Origin of the sequence: Janthinobacterium psychrotolerans (assembly GCF_001677885.1) — a bacterium.
GTDB lineage: Bacteria > Pseudomonadota > Gammaproteobacteria > Burkholderiales > Burkholderiaceae_D > Janthinobacterium > Janthinobacterium psychrotolerans.
The window spans coordinates 1-16,043 of sequence record NZ_LOCQ01000058.1; the positions used below are offsets into that span (position 1 = coordinate 1).

Here is a 16,043-nt window from a genome sequence, read left to right on the forward strand (position 1 = left end):
CGGCATTGCCGGCCGGCCCCGCACGCGTGGGGCTGCGAACCAGCGAGAATGTACCGATCACGCCCGCCAACTCGCCGCTGAATCGAGCCAGGCCGCCATCAATATTGAATTGCGGCGAATGGACATCTCCCGAGGAATTCACCTCGAAATATTTTCCAGACGGCTGGCTTCCAATCCGAAAAACGTCCGGCCCCAGGTAAAACCCACCTCCCGCCGCCGGCCAGTCCGCGCCGGTAAATGCACCGCCCGCGATCGCACCACGCGCGCGCAAATTGTTGATCTCCATATCACCGCTGCGATACAGGCGCCAGCCGGACTGGCCAGCAACGAAATTGCTCGCCCAGATATCGCCGCCAATTTTGGCATTGGTGATCGAGGCGTTCTGGATAAATGCATCGGCGACATACATGCCGATCGGGATAGTCACCCCTCCAATAATAGTTTCTGTCGTGCGCACGATGAACGGCACGGCCGACGCGATACCGCTGCCGGCGGGCGACGCGACATAAAACGTCGTGGCGCGCACGCCGAAATCGATTGCGCCGCCGCCACCGATCAACTCGAATCCGCCCGCAACACCACCCGCATCGACGCGCACAGCATATTTCGCCTGCACCTGGCCGAGTGAGGTGGCCGTCGCGATCGCCTGCTGCGACACCGCGGCATAGGACGCGACCAGTCCGGTGATCGGGTCAGCCAGCACTGCCTGTGCCTGCTGCAGGTACGATGCCGCCGCCTGCGCACTACCATCGGCGTTAGTCGCCGACTGCGCGACCTGCTGCAAATACGATCCAGCCTGGCCAGCGGCGGTACCGGCAGTTGTCGCGGCATTGCTGGCAGCCAGAGCGCTCTGGCCAGCTGCTGTCGCGCGCGCGTCGGCAGTTTCTGCTGAGCCGCTGGCTGCCTGGGCAGCGCCTGCCGCCTGGCTAAATGCTGCCTGGGCCGCGACGCGATCGACGCGTGCAGCTTCGGCTGACTGGCCCGCCTCGGTCGATTTCGCGCCGGCAGTACCGGCAGATCCAGCAGCAGCGGCAGCGGACCCGCCAGCCGCATTGCGCGATTCTGCAGCCAATAGCGCGCTGTTGGCCGCCTGGCTGGCAGCAGTGCCGGCCTCCGTCGATGAGGCGCTGGCTGAACCGGCTGACTGCAGCGAAGCGCTGGCCGACTCGCTTGCTGCGTCGCGCGCGGCTTTCGCTTCGATCGCTGATTGCGTGGATGCAGCGGCCTGCACGCCGGCTGCGCTGACCGATCCGGCAGCGGCATTTTTGCTGATTAACGCGGCGCTGGCACTGGCACCAGCCTCGCCCGCCGCGTTCGCCGCCGTGCTGGCTGCACTTTCCGCCGCTGCAGCGCTGTCGCCTGCAGCAGTGGCCGCCTGCGAGGACTGGCCGGCTGACGTCGACGCCGTGCCGGCGGACGTGCTGGCATTGGTGGCTGACTGGTTCGCCTGGCTGGCGTATTGACTGGCACCGCCGGCGGCGGCTTCGGCTTTTGCCGCATCGAGCAGCGCAGTGGCCGCGGCCTGCGCCGCCTGGGCTGCCGATGCTGCTGCGGCGACGGTATCGCCGAAAACCTGCTCCAGATCCGCGACCGCATCCCGGGTCGGCTCGATCAGATCGATTTTCGCGCCAAGGTCAGCATACAGCTGACTCTCTGTGATCTGCTGCGTCAGCACCTGCAGCAGATGCTCAACCTCAACATCCGACGCGCCCACCGTACCGCTGCTGGCGTTGTATGGGCCGGGGATGGCCGCGCGCGACACATAGCGAATCCAGTAATACCGGAACGCGCCAGGCCCGACCGGGTCCGTATATTCCCGACCGTCAGCACGGCCCACCAGCGCCGCCTGCGCGAAATTGTTCGTCGGCGCGCGCCACACCTCGGTGTGCGACAGGTTGCTGTAATTGGCCGGCGCCGCATTCCACGCCAGGGTGATCGTCGCCGGGTGGCCGGTTGCGGCCAGGCCCGTCGGCGCCGGCGGCGGCGTCAGGTCCAGCGCCTGGGTTTTAGCCACCGTCTGGCGGGCGTGGTAGGTCACGCCCTCGATCACCGTGCTGGCCGTCACCGTCACGATGCTGGCCGACATATCCGCGTAGTTCAGCACCGCATTGCCGTTGGCCACGGCCATTGACACCGCCGGCTCGCTGGAAAATGTGATGTCGCCCACGGCGCCCAGCATCAGCGCCGAGAACGTGATTGTTTCCGGCGTCGGCACGCCAGCCGCCGACACCTCGAACATCGTGGCGCTGGCCGTGAGCATCAGCGCGCGGTCCATCGGCGTCGCGTAGCGCGGCACCGTGTTCATGATCAGGCGGTCGCGCTCACCCAGCAGCGCGCTCAAACCATCACCCCGACGGTCACGCGGCCGGTCAGCCAGTAGCGCGACAGCAGCACCACCACGCCCGGCGCACCCTCCTGCAGGCCGTAGCGCGCATCGGTCAGGGTCACGGCCTGACCCAGTTCCAGCATCATCATCTCGGGTTCTCCATCAAATTCGTAGACCGTGCGCGGCACGCTGTTCAGGGCCAGGCGGCGCGTGGCCTCGGCATGCGCGTCGGCGCGGGTTTTCAGGAAGGTTTCGATCTGCACCGGGTCGTCGCTGATGCGGTACCGCGCACGCACGGCCTCGTCGGTCACGGTCTCGGTCAGCCACTCGGTGGCGTACAGGTCGGCGTGTTCAGGCGGAATGCTGGTGGTCAGGCTGGCCTGCACCGTGTAGTTGCGGTCAAAGCCGATTTTCACTGCGGCCGCCACCGGCAGGCGTTGCACCGGGTGCAGGCTGCGCTCGCGCATGTGGTCAGGGCCGATCGCCACCGGCACGCCCAGGCCCGGCAACCCGACCTGCACCAGGCGCAGCTGGCCAGTGCGCGACATAATCGCCTGCGCGCCCACGCTGGCGGCCAGCTGCTGGATCGCCTGCGCCTGGTTGGTCCGGTCCGCCACGTACAGGCCCACCAGCTGCGGGTGGGCAGCGTCGAAGGCGGACAAGTTGGCCAGGTCCAAATCGACCGCAGTGAATCGGTCGCTGACCTTGCCGTAGCCGGTGGCGATGCGCTGCACCAGCGGCGCGATGCGTGGCGCGTAGCCGGCCACGTTGTCGCCCTGCACGCTGGTGGTGATCACCTGTGCCAGCGGATTCGTGATCAGCGTGAAGCGGCCGGTCGCATTGTTGATCGCAGCCGACACCGGCTTGCCGTTGGCGCGCACCTCGGCGATCGACTCGACCGCGCCGAGAAATCCATATTCCAGCGCGGCCGGATTGGTGGCCAGCGGCGTGACGTTGTGGCATTCGCCGAACGGCACCGGCAGGATGGAATCCTTGTTCTGCGTGGCGCCGCCCAGCTTGGCCTCGGTGATCGGCGTGTTCAGGCGCTGCAATTTGTCGCGCAGCGTCAGGCTGATCGATTCGCGGCCCGATACGGCCACGTCGGCGATGATGCCATCGAACACGAGGCGGAAGTCGGCGCGCGGCCAGGCCGGGTCACCGGACCAGACGCGGACGGCGCGATTCGACCATACGTCGGTAAGCCAGCCATCGAGCGCGCCGTCGGCGTTGTCCAGCTCGATATCGCCGCCCGACAGGCCGGCCTCACCGGTCAGGCTGACCTGCTCGGTGAATGCGAGACCGCCGGTGGCCAGAGGCTGGTACTCGACGTTGGCCGGTGTGTCGGCAGGGCCGGTAGTGTACAGGCGCGAGGCGATATACCGCGTCACCTCGACGCCCGCCACGTTGACCTGGGCCTCGATCAGCACCATGCGCACGGTGGCGCTCTCCTGCAGCCATGCCAAGAACTGTGCATCCGTCATTTTTCATACTCCACTGTTTGTCTCCAGGGCGATGTTTTGGCCGTTTTCTCAACGCCGGCCACCACCGTTTTCGCAGCCTTGATGTTCGATTCGACCGTGGCCCGGATCAGGCCGTCGGTCTGTTTTCCCTGGTCGCCGCGCAGACCTTTGATTTCCTCGCGCAGCATCTTGACCTCAGCCACCAGCGCATCGGTATTGCCACCGCCCTGGCTCGGCGCGCCGCCGAAGTAGCGGCGCATGGCGGCCGCTGCCTGCGCGTCGACCACCACCTCACCGCGGTGCAGCTCTGCCGAGTAGCCATCAAACGGCACATTGGCCAGGCCGCCCGCATGCGAGCCGTCGAACTTCACGCCCAGGCCATTCGACACACCCATGGCCACCTGCAGGTTGGTGATCGCCTGCGCCACCGTCAGCACGCTGTCATTGATGGTGATCAGGCCAGACACCTGTTTCGTCAGCGCGTCCAGGCTGGCCTGCTGCACGTCGACCTGCGTGCTGGCCCAGCGCATCGCCTCATCGTTGGCCGCCATAACGCGCGCGTAGTCCGCCACGTAGCGGGCATCGGATGCATTGACCACCTGCGAGGCCGTCAGGAACGCCTGCTCAGCGGCAGACAGGCCAGACTGCGCCGTGCTGTCGCCGGCGTTCGCTGCCGAGAGGGTTTTCTCGAACTGAGCCCGGGCCTCGGCGTATTTCTGCTCCGGCGTCAGGGTGGACTGGTTGCCCAGCGCCAGGCTGGCGTTGAGGCCGCCGACAGTTGCTGCCCACGATTTCAGGGCAGTCAAAGAAGACGTCATTGCCGATTTTTCAGTGTCATACGCCTTGGACAATGCGTCCTTGGCGGTCACCACCGCTTTCGCGGCCTGCACTTGGTCGAACAGCGCCTTGTTGACGTCAGCGATACCGGCGCGCTGGATGGCCAGCAGTTCAGTTTCGGTTTTCGTCAAGTCGTTCAGCTGCTGCTGCAGATCCTTGCGCTCGCTGGCGATTTCACTGGCGGTTTTGGCGTCGACAAGATTGCCGGCCAATTCGGCGGCGTAGTCGGCCGTTTGTTTGAATGGATCAGCCAGCGCAATCAGCTGCGCATACAGGTTTTGGCCTGCCGTGGTGCTCAGATCCTGCGCCAGCACCAATGCCTTGAATTGCTCGCTGGTCGTCACGCCCGAGTAGCCGAGTGCCGTCATTGCATCCCGCACCGATTTCGTAATCGGCGCCATCTGTTCGGCCTCGGTCAGGAAGTTCTGCACGAAAAAGCTGGTACCGCTGGTCAGCTTGTCGAGGCCGCCAGTGGCTGTGATCAGACTTTCGCTCAGCGCCACCGCGCCCAGGCCTGAGACATTGAAGGACTTGCCGAGCACAGCCAGCACGTCGGCCACCTGCATGTAATCATTGGCCACGCGCGCCAGCGTCTCCAGATAACCTTCGCCCACGACCTGGTATTGCTCCAGGCCGGCCACGCCGTAGCGCGCCATGTCGTCGCCGGCTTTCGAGAACGCGGTTTCCAGCGCCGCCTGCAATTCGTCGCCCTTAAGGTCTTTCAGGCTGATTTTTCCCAAGTCGACCACGAAGGTGTTGAGCTGGGAAGTGAAGGCATCGCCACCCAGGCCCAGCATGTCTGCCGCGCCAACGATGGTGGTGCGTAGGCTCAGGATGATCTTGGTGAACTGGTCGCTGGTCTCGCTGCCCAGGCCGGTCAGCGCTGTTTTGTATTTATCGCTGGAAAACCAGCCGCCCGATTTTTTGGTGTCGACATATGAGCTGACGTTCAGGCCCGAGGTATCCAGCGCGCCCAGGCTGGTCTTGCCGGTGACGATGCCAGCATCTTGCACCGTCGTTTTGCCGCCAAATATGCTGCTGGAGACATTACCAAGCCAACCGCCACCGGAATCGCTGCGAGTTGCCAGCGACGTGGTCAGCGAATCGGAACGTACCAGCAGGCTGCCGAGGTCGCCAATGCCGGATACGATCTGCTTCAGCGATATCACCATCGATGAGGAATAGGCCAGGCCCAGCCCGCTGTTTTTCTCCATGATGGCCAGCGAGTGCGCGATCGACTCCGATTTCGCCGACGAGTCGCCCAGCACCGAGCCGGTGCCGGTGGCCGCTTGACGCTGCTGGGACAAACTGATCGATGATCCGCCGCCCCCGCCACTGGCCAGGCCGATGGCAGCAAGCATGGCGGCCACGATACCGACCGCAGCCAGATTGCCAGGAAACGGCACGGCGATAGCGCCGGCCATGGCAGTCGTCGCCAGGGCACCCTGCTTCACGCCCTCCGCGGCCACGGTAACCGGTACGGTCGCCACGGTTGCGGTCATCTCGGCAGCTTTCGACGTGACGAACAACCCGGTGAATGCGGTCAGCAAGCCGCTTTTAGCAAGCATGCTCTGGACGGCCATGGCCATCTCATACGCGCGGTACGCTTTCTCGACGCCCTCCATCGCCTTGTAACCGGCCGAGTTCTCTTTGAAGAATCCTTTGGCAGCGCTGGCCATGTCGCCATACGATTTGACCTGGGCCTGAGCGCCCTGCTGCGCGGCCGCCGCTTGGGCTTTTGCGACCTTGGTCGGGTCGCCGCCGGCGTCCTTCATCGAAGCCGCGAGCTGCGCGGCGACACCCGCCTGCGTGCGCTCGTAGCCAGTCAGCGCTGTGGTCAGGCCTCCGATGGCTTTGCCCACGGCGCCGAACGACTCGGCCATGCCAGTGGCGGCAGCCTGCGCCGCCGTGTCGATGGCCGTCAGAATGTCCAGCAACTCCTTGGCTTTGGCGACGTCCGTCACAGCTTCCTGCGCCTGCGCGATGCCTTGCGCGGCACGAAGGCGTTTCAGTCCATCGATTTTCAGATTGTTAAGTTCGATGGTTTTCTCGCTGTTCGCGAAGCCGGCCAGCGCGGCGCTCTGCTCTTCCAGATCGGCGATGGCCAGCGCCGTCTTGGCCGCCGGCAGCATGCCGTAGGTGCGGATCTGCTCTTCGACGGCAGCGACCTGCGCATTGATCGAAGCGATTTCTTTGTTTCCTGCATCGGCGGCGGCTGTCGCGGTTGCCGCCTGGCGCAAGCGCTCCTCCTCGTCGCGGGTGAAACTTGCGTCGAAGAAGGCCTTCTCGGCAGCATCGCGCTTGCCCAGGATCTCGTTCAGTTCTTTCTGGTGCTTGGCCGCCTCGGCCTTGGTGGCGCTGTTGTGCCCTTGCAGTGCGCCGATCTGCTGGTCGAAAGCATCGATCTCGGCCTCGTAGGTTTTCAGGGCATAGTCGCGCTTGTTCTGGTAGGCCTGCTGCACGGACAGTTCGCCGCCCTTGAGGTACATGTCATCGAGCTTGCCCAAGGCATCGTAGTGGGCCTTGGTAGTTGCCGCTTCCTTCGAATACTGCTTGATTTGATCGGCGAGCTGCGTGTTCTCGACCTGGTCAGCCTTTGGCTTTGGCTCCCGCCCTTCGGTATCTCGATAGTTTGGCTTTCCAACATAAATTTCGTACGCCAATTGCGTTTGCTTCTGCTGTTGCACCTCAACAGGAGCACTGGCATATTTTTTTAGCAACGCAGCCGATTTCTGCATGTAATCAGTATCAACCTTTAATTTTTCATCGGAATCCTTTTTGCGTTTGGCCACAACGGCGGCCGTCCTCTCGTCAAACGCCTTTTGAAATTTATCCTCTCCGGCAAGAATGTCGTCCCTGTCCTTTGAAAGTGCAGCCTTGTTCGCCTCGACTGCCGCACGCTGTTTTGCGTATGCGGCAATTTGTCCGTCCGCGCTAAAGCCTGCTGCGGCAACATCGCGCCCATACTGAGCGGTAATCGATGTTAGATTGCTAACGTATCCGGCGCCAGCATGCAAAAGCTTCATCTTTATATATGCGTCGTTGATTGTGTCTGAAAGGGACACAAATACTTGCGCTAAAGAATGCCCCCATGAGGCCAATTGGCCATTGCGTGACAATTCACTCACCTCGCCATTCGCATCTTTCAAGTGCTTTGTTAGAGCCATTACGGAGACAGTCAGCACCTCATTGAAGGTTTCGCCAATGCTCGTTTTCAAATCTTGCGTGTACCGCTGCATCGAGGTTAACTGCTTGCCTGCGGTCCCCATTGCAGCCTCGTACGTCCCAGCAATATCAGCGCCCCGCTCGATCACGGCATTAAGCCTGGCCTGCACACGCTCATTTTCGGTAAGCTCCTTTGTGCTCTTTCCAAGTGAGTCGGCCATCTGGCGATAGGCTGACTGCAAGTTGACGTTGATACCGATATTGCGAAGGATAAGCACGTTGCCGCGAGAAATACCGTTCACCAAGCGGTCGAACGCATCCGAGGAGTTCAAATGGCCGATTACAGCAGCGTCTTGCGCAATTCGCGCCAGGGCGGTCGCGTTTTTAAGGTCAACGTGAGCCTGCACCAACTTGGTGGCCGACTCCCGTGATTCGATCATGGTGATACCTTGCCTAGCGATAGCATCAGTCGCAGTATCCATCTGCGTCTTGGTATAGCCGGCATTGCGCCCGACAACCTCGACAACGACGCCAAGAGTCTCGTATCGCGCTGCCATGAGTGCGGCATCCTTGATGTACTCCCCCACTTTCAGGGCCGCATAGGCCGCCGCAAGAATTTTTAGCGAACCAGCAAGAATCCCGGATGAGTGAGATGCATCCTCTTTCGCCTTCGCCGCCGCCTTGATTGCGTCTTCGTGCGCTTTAATGGTCGCAATTGCTCGCTGCGTCTCTTGGGTAACGCCCATCTGCGCCGCCTGGTAGGCCAGCAGCTGCGTCCGGCTCATGCCAATCGTGGCGGCCTGCTCGCGCATGCGCTCAATCAGCTGCTGCTGGCCCAGTGTGAGCTGTGTGGTTGATGCACCTAGGGCAGTATTGGCCTGAGCGGTTGCGCGCGCCTGCTCAGCCTGCGCGCGCATGATCTTGGCCGTGTCGTCCATCTGGCCATTGGTGACGGCTGCGCGCTGACCAGTGCGAGCCGTGGCATCGCCAAGACTATCTACACTCTTGGCAGCATCGCCGCCGCGGCGCCACACGCCAGCCGATGCAGTGGTAAAGCCGTCCAACGCGCTCGCACCCTCCACCGACGTCGAGCGCACACGCACTGCTGCTGCGCTCAATGAATCTACCGACGTGGTGGTGCCGGCTACTTTTTGAGCAGCACGCACGCCAGCCTCGCCAACAGCATCGACCGCCGCGGCGCTTTCCACCACCTTTGCCTTTGCGGCCGCATTAGCCTCGCCCAGCCTGTCGACGGCCGCCGTGGCACCGGCGGTCTTCTGCTCGACACGTACTGCTGCTTCGCCAAGGGAATCGAGGGCCTTGTTGCCATCGACCACCTGGCGTGTATCGATGGAAAGTCCAAGTTGGGCGATATCGGGCATTTATTTGTCCTTCTTGTTCTGGTGATGAATGAACAGCGCGTCGAGGCGATCGATCACGCCTTCTTCAAACGGATCGAAGCGCACTTGGTGGCGCGCCTGCCAGCCCAGGATCTCGGCGCTGGTCAGCGCGTTGACGGCCATGCCGCACTGGCGTTTCTGGTTCAGTTGCGTGAACCAGGTCCACAGGTAGGCCAGTTCATGCGGCAATTGCGGCACGGCCGGCGCCTCGGGCGCGCGGTACAGAGGGTTTTGCCGGGCGGTGTCGAGGTGGTCGCCCTTGGCATTGCCATCGCCTGCAGCTGCCGCACGATCAAACAGGTGATCGGCGTACAGCAGCAGGCTCTGGATCAGACCTTCAAAAAATTGGCGTCGTTTTCCAGGGCGGCCGTGACGCGATCAACCCAGGTGGGATACTTCTCGTAAGCAGCAGCGAGCACAGCGCGATCCAGTGGCGCCTCAGCGCCACCGCTCGTAAAGCCGTACCAGTCAACCGCCACCGCCAATGCGATGCGTTTTTGATTGCTGTCAATGGTGCTTACAAGCTGATCGGCGCCTTCGTCGGTCGTGGCATCGATCGCCGTCGATTTCTTTGCCGAGCGCTGATAGCCATTGGCGCGAGTGGCGTGATGCTCGGCGCGGTATTCCGGCGAATTCTTGCCAACGATACGGATGCCGGCGATAGGATCACCGTCCTGATTGAAGAGGACGGGCACGTCGAAAGTCACGCGCGCAGCCGGCGCGGACAGGTTGGCGATGTCGAAGCCGGCGACGGCCAGGGTTTGAGCGATGTTCGGGGATGCGTTGGTATTCATGGGCAGTGCCTTTCGTGGGTTTTGATAGTGCCCGTGCCGGCCGCCGCGCCCACGAAGGCGACAGCGACCAGTCGGTGCTAGGGTGGCGCTTGCGCCAAAAGGAAAGCCGGCGCGGAGCCGGGTCAGGAAAGAAGAGATGGTTGAATCTGGGTTGCTATCTGGTCGAGCGCCTTTTTCAACGGGGGCTTGACCTGCTTGTGTTCGCTCAGGCCCTTGCCGCACATGCTGGCGAACTTGTCTTGCGCGTCGACGGCCGCCTTGGCCTTGAACCAAGCCGCCATCAGCGAGCGGGCGGGCGCAGCTTGGCGGTCCGCCTCATCCAGCTGGTCGAGCACCCAGGCGCGGAATGCTTGGCCATTTGCGGTCCGGGCGAACATGCCGATGAGGTGAGCACCGCGTAGGCTAAATATTCGCGCTTCGGTGGACAAATTGATATGTCCCAAAGTGGTGTTCTCGACGACCGCCGTCATTTCCTTCGAAAACTCCCGTTCGTGCCGAAGGTAGATACGCGACACTTGGTCGCTCCGGCTGTAGCCGAGCGCTGTTGCAATATCGGTCGCCGTCAGCCAAACGCGCCCATCGCGCTCTATCAGCGAGAAGTTGCGACCATTGAATTTCAGTTCTTGCATGGCAGAGCCTTTCATGAAAAGCCCGGCGCGGGGCCGGGCGGGATGGTTACGCCAGGCTGGTATCCTGGAATGCCACGGTGGTGGCCTCGTGCTGGGTGTCGGTGCCTTGGTAGCGCAGGATGTCGAAGGCGCAGGTCACGATCTTGTTTTTCTCGCCATCATCGACCTTGGCGCTGGTGATCTTGATGCGGCCCATGGCGATGGTCATCACCTCGGCCAGCGGCGCCGTGCTGGCCGCCATGGCGTAGGCCAGCGGCAGCTCGACTTCCTGCTTGAAGTAGTCGATGTATGCCGAATCCTGCATCAGCACCGTGAACTGGCCACTGCCCACCACCTTGCCGCGCGAGGCGGCCGTGGCGAATTTGGAGCCGATCACCGGATCGATCTTGACTTGGCCGTCCAGGGACAGCGACATGCCCGTGCAGATTTGCGACGGAATGCCGGCGACCGACAGCATGGCGGTGGCGCCGGAGAACTTGCCGGTACCAGGCGTGGAAGCCGGTGCGTTGAAGTAAGCGGCCGGAGTAGTTGCATCTTCCGACTTGCCCATCAGGGTAAAGTCCATGCTCGTGATGCCGTTCGGCTGCACTGCGATATCAACCTTGCTCACCAGCTGGTCGATGAAGCAGCGGTTGACGGCAATGCCAGGATCCTGCACTTCCGCAGTGAACCAGTCGGTGGTGTGGCCGGTCAGCGGCGTGAAGCTGCGCTTGCCGGTCGCGGTCACGGTCACTGGGTCGCCTTCGACCTTCACCGTCATGGCGCTGCCGTCCATGAACTGACCCGTCAGCTTGAGCGCGGTGGCCGACGTGACGAAGAAGTTCTTGCCGTTGTTGGCGGCGCCCGTGGTCAGGAAGCCGCCGATGCGCACAACGGTGCCAGCGCGGTGGCCATCGGCCAGGAACGAGCCGGCGCTGCGCGTCAGGCCCGTCGCACCCGATGCGATAGTGTTTTGCGCTGCAGTGACGCCGCCGGCCGTGAAGTCCCGGCGCAGCAGCGCGGCCAGCAGCACGGCGTAGGTGCCGCAGCTGGCCTCGCCCTTGATGGCGCCAGAGGTGCGGAAGTTGCCCAGGCGCGTGTCGCCCTGTTGCTGGCTCGGGTCGATCTCGTTGCTCGAGTACTTGTCGGCGTCAGTGTCGAAGGTCGCGGTCACGCGCGGATACAAGCGGCCGTTGGCGGCCAGCGCCTTCGTGCCTTCGCTAGGCTGCTTGCCAATGACGAGCAGGCTGTCGATACCATTTGCTGTTGCCATGATGATGCCTTTCTTTGGTCGAAAAAAAAGACCGCCGAGGCGATCTGTGTGGGATTTACAAGTTGCAAAAATATCTAATTTTTACCGGCACCATCCAGCGGTCGCCGTCCTCGCGGCCATCGGCGATTTCAGGCGTGCGCTCGATCTGCACGGTCACATCGTTCTTGCTGAAGCTGGCGCCGCGCCGGAACAGCGCAGCGATCATTTCAGCACGCGCGCCGGCGGCAGCACTGCCCTGCCCTGGCGGATACATCAGGCTGACCTGGAATACGCCGCGCTCCTGGCGCGACCCGTCACCCATGGAACGGTTGTCCGGTTCCGCTGGCAGCAAGTAGGCGGCCTGATATGGCCGGCCAGTGACTGGCGTGTACGGCACGTTCTGCCAGGCTGTTTCGATCGCTGGCGCGAGGCTGGCCAGGGCCGCCTCAAGCGCGGCGCGTATTGTTGGTTGGCTCATAATTTGTATGTCGAATAGCCCTGTGCGAATTCGCTGGCGGTGGTGCCATCGCGCACGCCATTCACAGCGTTGTCCACAATGGTGCGAAATTCCACGACCGTCAGCGCAACGACGCCGACGGGCGCCTGGCGGGACCAGCCCTCCTCGATTCTTTTTGCATAAGGAAGATTGTTCACGAGGTAAATCACGTCGCCCGCCTTGGCGGTGCTGATGACGCTACCGTGTGCGGCAATCGTGGCCGATCCGTCCTTGTCGATCAGGTCGCGCACGCCGGCGGTCGGCGACCCGATGGAAAGCTGCCAGTTGGCGCGGAAGCGGCCGCCCGTGTAGCCAGGCGGCGGCTTGCTCTTCCAGTATTTTGCGTCGCCCACCGGCGACCGCTGCACCAGCTTGTTGTCGATCTTCAGGGTGATCGCGCGCACCACCAAGTCCTGGTTGGCCTTGGTCTTGGCGATGAATTCGGCGATCTGCATGGAAAAGGACATACTGGCCATCAAATCCCCCTGAGTTGCAGCGTGTGCAGCACGGCCACGTCGACCGGCGCCGTAGTTCCGACCGCCTTCACCGTGTAGCTGGCGCCGCCGAACAGCACCAGGTCGGCCGTTGTCGGCGTCGGCATTGGCAGGCCGCTGCGCTGCAGCGGTGACAGCAGCAGCTTCTGGTCGCCCGCCTGGATCAGCGTGCCGTCGATGTTCTCGGCCTCGTAGGCGATCTTGACGCCAGTGCCTTCGTAGTCGGTGGCGATGCTGGGCGCCGCGCCCAAGCCTGGATCGTACACGCCGGTCACGACCTGGCGCAGCATCACGATGCCGCCCTTGCGGCGCAGCGACTGGTCGGCGCGCGAGGCGGTCTTGGTGTAGTCGGCCATGCCCTACCCCACCTTCAGATAGTCGTATGGCGGCGTCTCAGCGAAGCGCACCGCCTTGATCGTGGTCTTGCCATCGATCAGCGCGCGCAACACCCGGTGCCAGCCGTCCATGATGAAGCCCTGCTGGCACAGAATGATCGGGTATTCGGTGTCGACGTCCAACGCGCGGCGCACATGGTGTGCGATGCCGTAGGCCGAGCCGACCGGCGTCCAGACCTCGGTACCGGAATAGATCGCCGCCAGCGGCAGGTCGAACGGCGTGAGATCCTTGGCGCGCGCGATCAAGTTGGTAACGGTCCATACCTTGCCATCGGCACTGTAGGTGTTATCGGCGACGAAACAGCCGTCGATCTTCACTGCTGGGTAGCTGCTCATGCTCGTGTCACCTTCATGGAATTGCCGCCGCCGGCCGAGCCGAAGTACGGCGCCAGGAGCGCATCCACGGCCACAAAGCGTTCGCGCGCGTCCGTGGTGTTCTGGAAGTACTCCGTTTCAAGCGGCCCGGTTTTGTCTTTCTTGATGGCGTTCGAACCGGTGTCGAGGTCGGGCAGCAGATCCTCGCCGCTGCCGGCGCGCACGGCCAGGTCGATACAGGCATTGACCACGTCCAGCGGCACGCTGGTACTTGGCACGGTGAAGCCGTCCACTGCAACGTTGTAGCGCGGCCAGTCCAGCGCCTGGCGCTGATAAACGCGGCGGCCGGCCCAGCGCGTGCGGTAGGTGGCCATGAACAGCGTGGCCCGGCGCAAAGCGATCTCCTTGTCTGCTTCGGCCAGCCCAGCCCAGGCGGCCAGGCCCAGGCTGGCGCAGCGCGCATCAGCCGCGGCGACGCTGGCATAGGATTCGGCATCGGCAAGGCCAGCGCCAGTTTCAGTGATGAGCATGATGGTCCTGATGTGGAAAGCCCGCGCGGGGCGGGCTTGTTGTACTGCTGACTTACTTCTTGTCGCCGGCGGCCTTCTCGGCAGCCTTTGCTGCAGCTTTATCAGCGGCGACTTTTTCGACGGCAGCCTTGGTCGCTGCATCGGCAGCAGCGGCCCGCTCGCCGTACAGGCGCTGCGCTTCCACTTCATTGGCCCGCGCCTGCTCGGCAACGCGTTCCTTCTCGGCGGCCAGTTCGCGCTCGCGCTCCAGCAGCTGATCGCGCGCGGCCAGCAGTTCGGCCATGGTCGGCACGCGTTCGGATGGCGCGCCCAGTTCCTGGCCCCCGTACAGCTCGTGCACGTCGGGATTGAAGTCGGATGTGTTGATAACGACGAAAGGGCCCTGCGTGCGCAGGTCAGTCGATACGATTTTGATGGTATCCATGGTGAATTCCAGGTGAGGCCCGGCAGCACCGCAGTGCTGGCCGGGCCGGGTTGATGGTTAGCCCAGCAGGATGCCGAAGTGCTCATCCTTGGCTGTGCCGCAGCCCCACACCAGTGCGATTTCGTACTGCACCTGGCGGTATTGCATATACATGCTGACCTCGAACGACAATCCCGAGATCGGATCGGTGATGATGGTGCGGTCAACCGCCGAGTCGCCCTGCGCTGGCAGGGCGGGCACGCGGGTCGCCAGCACGATCGCCGAACGGGCGAAGAACAAGTTACGGAAGCCGACGTTGGCAACGGTGATCGCAGTTGCGGCAGCAGGGATTGCCTGCATCAGGCCAGGCGCAGCCAGGGTGATGGTGCCGCCGTTCGAGGCGTCCGCATCACCGGAGGCCACCACGTACTTGTTTTCCGGATCGCCAGCAATGCTGACCACATCGCCAGCGACAACTGCGCCGGTACCAGCGGCCGCCAACGTGATAATGGTGGCGCCAACGGCATAGCCTGCAGCATTGGTGGTGACAGCGACGGCAGTGCCCTTAGCTGGGCGCTTGATTTGGGACGACTGGCGCAGCGCCAAATTCTGCAGGCGATCTGTGATGCCGTTGCGCAGCATATCTTCGCGGCCCGCTTCATTGACCTTGAACAGGCCCGACTGCTTGCTGCGCATGTTTTGCATGGCGGCGCTACCCAGGACGAGCTGGAAGTCGAGGCCTTGGGCGCCATTGTCTTCCAGGATGCGCAGTGCGCCGGCAGTGTCATTCAGCTCGTTGGCGATGCCAAACGGGGCGGTGCCCGGAGTGCCGTACGCGCGCGACGCTTTGACATGCAGCGCCGTCAGATCGCTTTCGACCTCATTGGCCAGCGTGCGCATCGCTTGCGCGAACTGGTCGCGCAGGATGATGTTGTAGCTGTTGCCGCTGTTGTCGAGAGCCAGCTTTTCTTCACCGTTCCAGCGGATCGGCACACGGCGCGCCTTCGTCAGCGTGACGCCCTTATTGCCGATATTTTGGTCGCCGTCATCGGGTGGCGTAACGGCCGGCACGATATCCGTTGCCGTAGCAGGCGGCGCAACCGGCGAAGTGACGGTCTGGCCGACAGCAGCGCGCGCGAAGGTCATGTCGCTCGATACAGCGGAGATCATGCCGATCTGCTCGCGGGACACGACGTCCATCGCGTTGTACAGCGTATTGATCAGGCCTGTCAGGTTGTTGGCGCCGAGCACCAAGCCAGTCTTGGCTGCGTAATTCCAGATGTAGCCGTACGCCAGCTCGCGCACCACGCGTGCGCAGAAGACTGCCTTGCTGATAGCCGGCGCAGCGAAGCCCTGTACCGCTTGGGCGCTGGTTGTTGCGGCCGAAGTGGCCCTGGACAATGCCATGGCGGCCAGCGCCACGGCAAAAGCGAACATTTTTTTCATGTGATTGCCTTAAAGGTAAGTGGTTTGGGATTTCATGCAGCAGGCCATCCAGCCCAAAGCACCGACTTGCCCATCCAGGCGCCGGCAAATGTGTTGCGGTGATGCAGATGAAAAAAGCCCGC

14 protein-coding genes are annotated in these 16,043 nt (G+C 63.0%); all 14 read right to left on the reverse strand.

What is annotated here, in order from left to right:
• Positions 1 to 2,341, reverse strand: a 2,341-nt coding sequence (locus tag ASR47_RS16775) for a phage tail tip fiber protein (protein ID WP_425402739.1), incomplete at its 3' end; no start/stop codon positions are given.
• Entirely contained in the window at positions 2,338 to 3,807 is a 1,470-nt protein-coding gene (locus ASR47_RS16780) for a hypothetical protein (protein WP_065308946.1), read from the reverse strand. The genes ASR47_RS16780 and ASR47_RS16775, both read right to left, overlap by 4 nt.
• Positions 3,804 to 9,170 carry a hypothetical protein gene (locus ASR47_RS16785; RefSeq protein WP_150127845.1) on the reverse strand — a complete coding sequence of 1,789 codons (5,367 nt, stop codon included), beginning with the start codon at positions 9,168 to 9,170 and terminating at the stop codon, positions 3,804 to 3,806. The genes ASR47_RS16780 and ASR47_RS16785 overlap by 4 nt, the downstream gene beginning before the upstream one ends.
• Complete coding sequence (locus ASR47_RS28380) at positions 9,171 to 9,521, reverse strand: phage tail assembly chaperone (protein WP_425402743.1); 351 nt, start codon at positions 9,519 to 9,521, stop codon at positions 9,171 to 9,173.
• Complete coding sequence (locus tag ASR47_RS16795) at positions 9,518 to 9,982, reverse strand: hypothetical protein (RefSeq protein WP_065308949.1); 465 nt, start codon at positions 9,980 to 9,982, stop codon at positions 9,518 to 9,520. The genes ASR47_RS28380 and ASR47_RS16795 overlap by 4 nt, the downstream gene beginning before the upstream one ends.
• A gap of 122 nt (positions 9,983 to 10,104) precedes the next feature.
• Positions 10,105 to 10,611: a BRO family protein gene (locus tag ASR47_RS16800; RefSeq protein ID WP_065308950.1), complete on the reverse strand. Its 507-nt coding sequence runs from the start codon at positions 10,609 to 10,611 to the stop codon at positions 10,105 to 10,107.
• Positions 10,612 to 10,657: 46 nt separating this feature from the next.
• Positions 10,658 to 11,863 carry a phage tail tube protein gene (locus ASR47_RS16805; RefSeq protein WP_065308951.1) on the reverse strand — a complete coding sequence of 402 codons (1,206 nt, stop codon included), beginning with the start codon at positions 11,861 to 11,863 and terminating at the stop codon, positions 10,658 to 10,660.
• 55 nt (positions 11,864 to 11,918) lie between these two features.
• On the reverse strand, positions 11,919 to 12,320 hold the full coding sequence (locus tag ASR47_RS16810) for a DUF4128 domain-containing protein (protein ID WP_065308952.1): 402 nt from the start codon (positions 12,318 to 12,320) through the stop codon (positions 11,919 to 11,921).
• The gene (locus ASR47_RS16815) at positions 12,317 to 12,814 is read right to left on the reverse strand and encodes a hypothetical protein (RefSeq protein WP_065308953.1); all 498 of its coding nucleotides are present in this window, start codon (positions 12,812 to 12,814) and stop codon (positions 12,317 to 12,319) included. Before ASR47_RS16815 ends, ASR47_RS16810 begins: the two co-directional genes overlap by 4 nt.
• Positions 12,814 to 13,188, reverse strand: coding sequence for a hypothetical protein (locus tag ASR47_RS16820; protein ID WP_065308954.1), 375 nt, complete (start codon positions 13,186 to 13,188; stop codon positions 12,814 to 12,816). Before ASR47_RS16820 ends, ASR47_RS16815 begins: the two co-directional genes overlap by 1 nt.
• Positions 13,189 to 13,191: 3 nt before the next feature.
• Positions 13,192 to 13,563 carry a hypothetical protein gene (locus ASR47_RS16825; RefSeq protein WP_065308955.1) on the reverse strand — a complete coding sequence of 124 codons (372 nt, stop codon included), beginning with the start codon at positions 13,561 to 13,563 and terminating at the stop codon, positions 13,192 to 13,194.
• On the reverse strand, positions 13,560 to 14,072 hold the full coding sequence (locus ASR47_RS16830; protein ID WP_065308956.1) for a DnaT-like ssDNA-binding protein: 513 nt from the start codon (positions 14,070 to 14,072) through the stop codon (positions 13,560 to 13,562). The genes ASR47_RS16825 and ASR47_RS16830 overlap by 4 nt, the downstream gene beginning before the upstream one ends.
• 52 nt (positions 14,073 to 14,124) lie before the next feature.
• Complete coding sequence (locus ASR47_RS16835; protein WP_065308957.1) at positions 14,125 to 14,496, reverse strand: hypothetical protein; 372 nt, start codon at positions 14,494 to 14,496, stop codon at positions 14,125 to 14,127.
• 57 nt (positions 14,497 to 14,553) lie between these two features.
• Positions 14,554 to 15,921: a major capsid protein gene (locus tag ASR47_RS16840; protein ID WP_082988985.1), complete on the reverse strand. Its 1,368-nt coding sequence runs from the start codon at positions 15,919 to 15,921 to the stop codon at positions 14,554 to 14,556.
• Positions 15,922 to 16,043 lie beyond the last annotated feature (122 nt).

Bases quoted from the DNA above. Each gene is read 5' to 3' on its own strand.
- ASR47_RS16780 (WP_065308946.1), bottom strand. From the start codon at position 3,807: ATGACGGATGCACAGTTCTTGGCATGGCTGCAGGAGAGCGCCACCGTG.
- ASR47_RS16785 (WP_150127845.1), bottom strand. From the start codon at position 9,170: ATGCCCGATATCGCCCAACTTGGACTTTCCATCGATACACGCCAGGTG.
- ASR47_RS16795 (WP_065308949.1), bottom strand. From the start codon at position 9,982: ATGAATACCAACGCATCCCCGAACATCGCTCAAACCCTGGCCGTCGCC.
- ASR47_RS16800 (WP_065308950.1), bottom strand. From the start codon at position 10,611: ATGCAAGAACTGAAATTCAATGGTCGCAACTTCTCGCTGATAGAGCGC.
- ASR47_RS16805 (WP_065308951.1), bottom strand. From the start codon at position 11,863: ATGGCAACAGCAAATGGTATCGACAGCCTGCTCGTCATTGGCAAGCAG.
- ASR47_RS16810 (WP_065308952.1), bottom strand. From the start codon at position 12,320: ATGAGCCAACCAACAATACGCGCCGCGCTTGAGGCGGCCCTGGCCAGC.
- ASR47_RS16815 (WP_065308953.1), bottom strand. From the start codon at position 12,814: ATGGCCAGTATGTCCTTTTCCATGCAGATCGCCGAATTCATCGCCAAG.
- ASR47_RS16820 (WP_065308954.1), bottom strand. From the start codon at position 13,188: ATGGCCGACTACACCAAGACCGCCTCGCGCGCCGACCAGTCGCTGCGC.
- ASR47_RS16825 (WP_065308955.1), bottom strand. From the start codon at position 13,563: ATGAGCAGCTACCCAGCAGTGAAGATCGACGGCTGTTTCGTCGCCGAT.
- ASR47_RS16830 (WP_065308956.1), bottom strand. From the start codon at position 14,072: ATGCTCATCACTGAAACTGGCGCTGGCCTTGCCGATGCCGAATCCTAT.
- ASR47_RS16835 (WP_065308957.1), bottom strand. From the start codon at position 14,496: ATGGATACCATCAAAATCGTATCGACTGACCTGCGCACGCAGGGCCCT.
- ASR47_RS16840 (WP_082988985.1), bottom strand. From the start codon at position 15,921: ATGAAAAAAATGTTCGCTTTTGCCGTGGCGCTGGCCGCCATGGCATTG.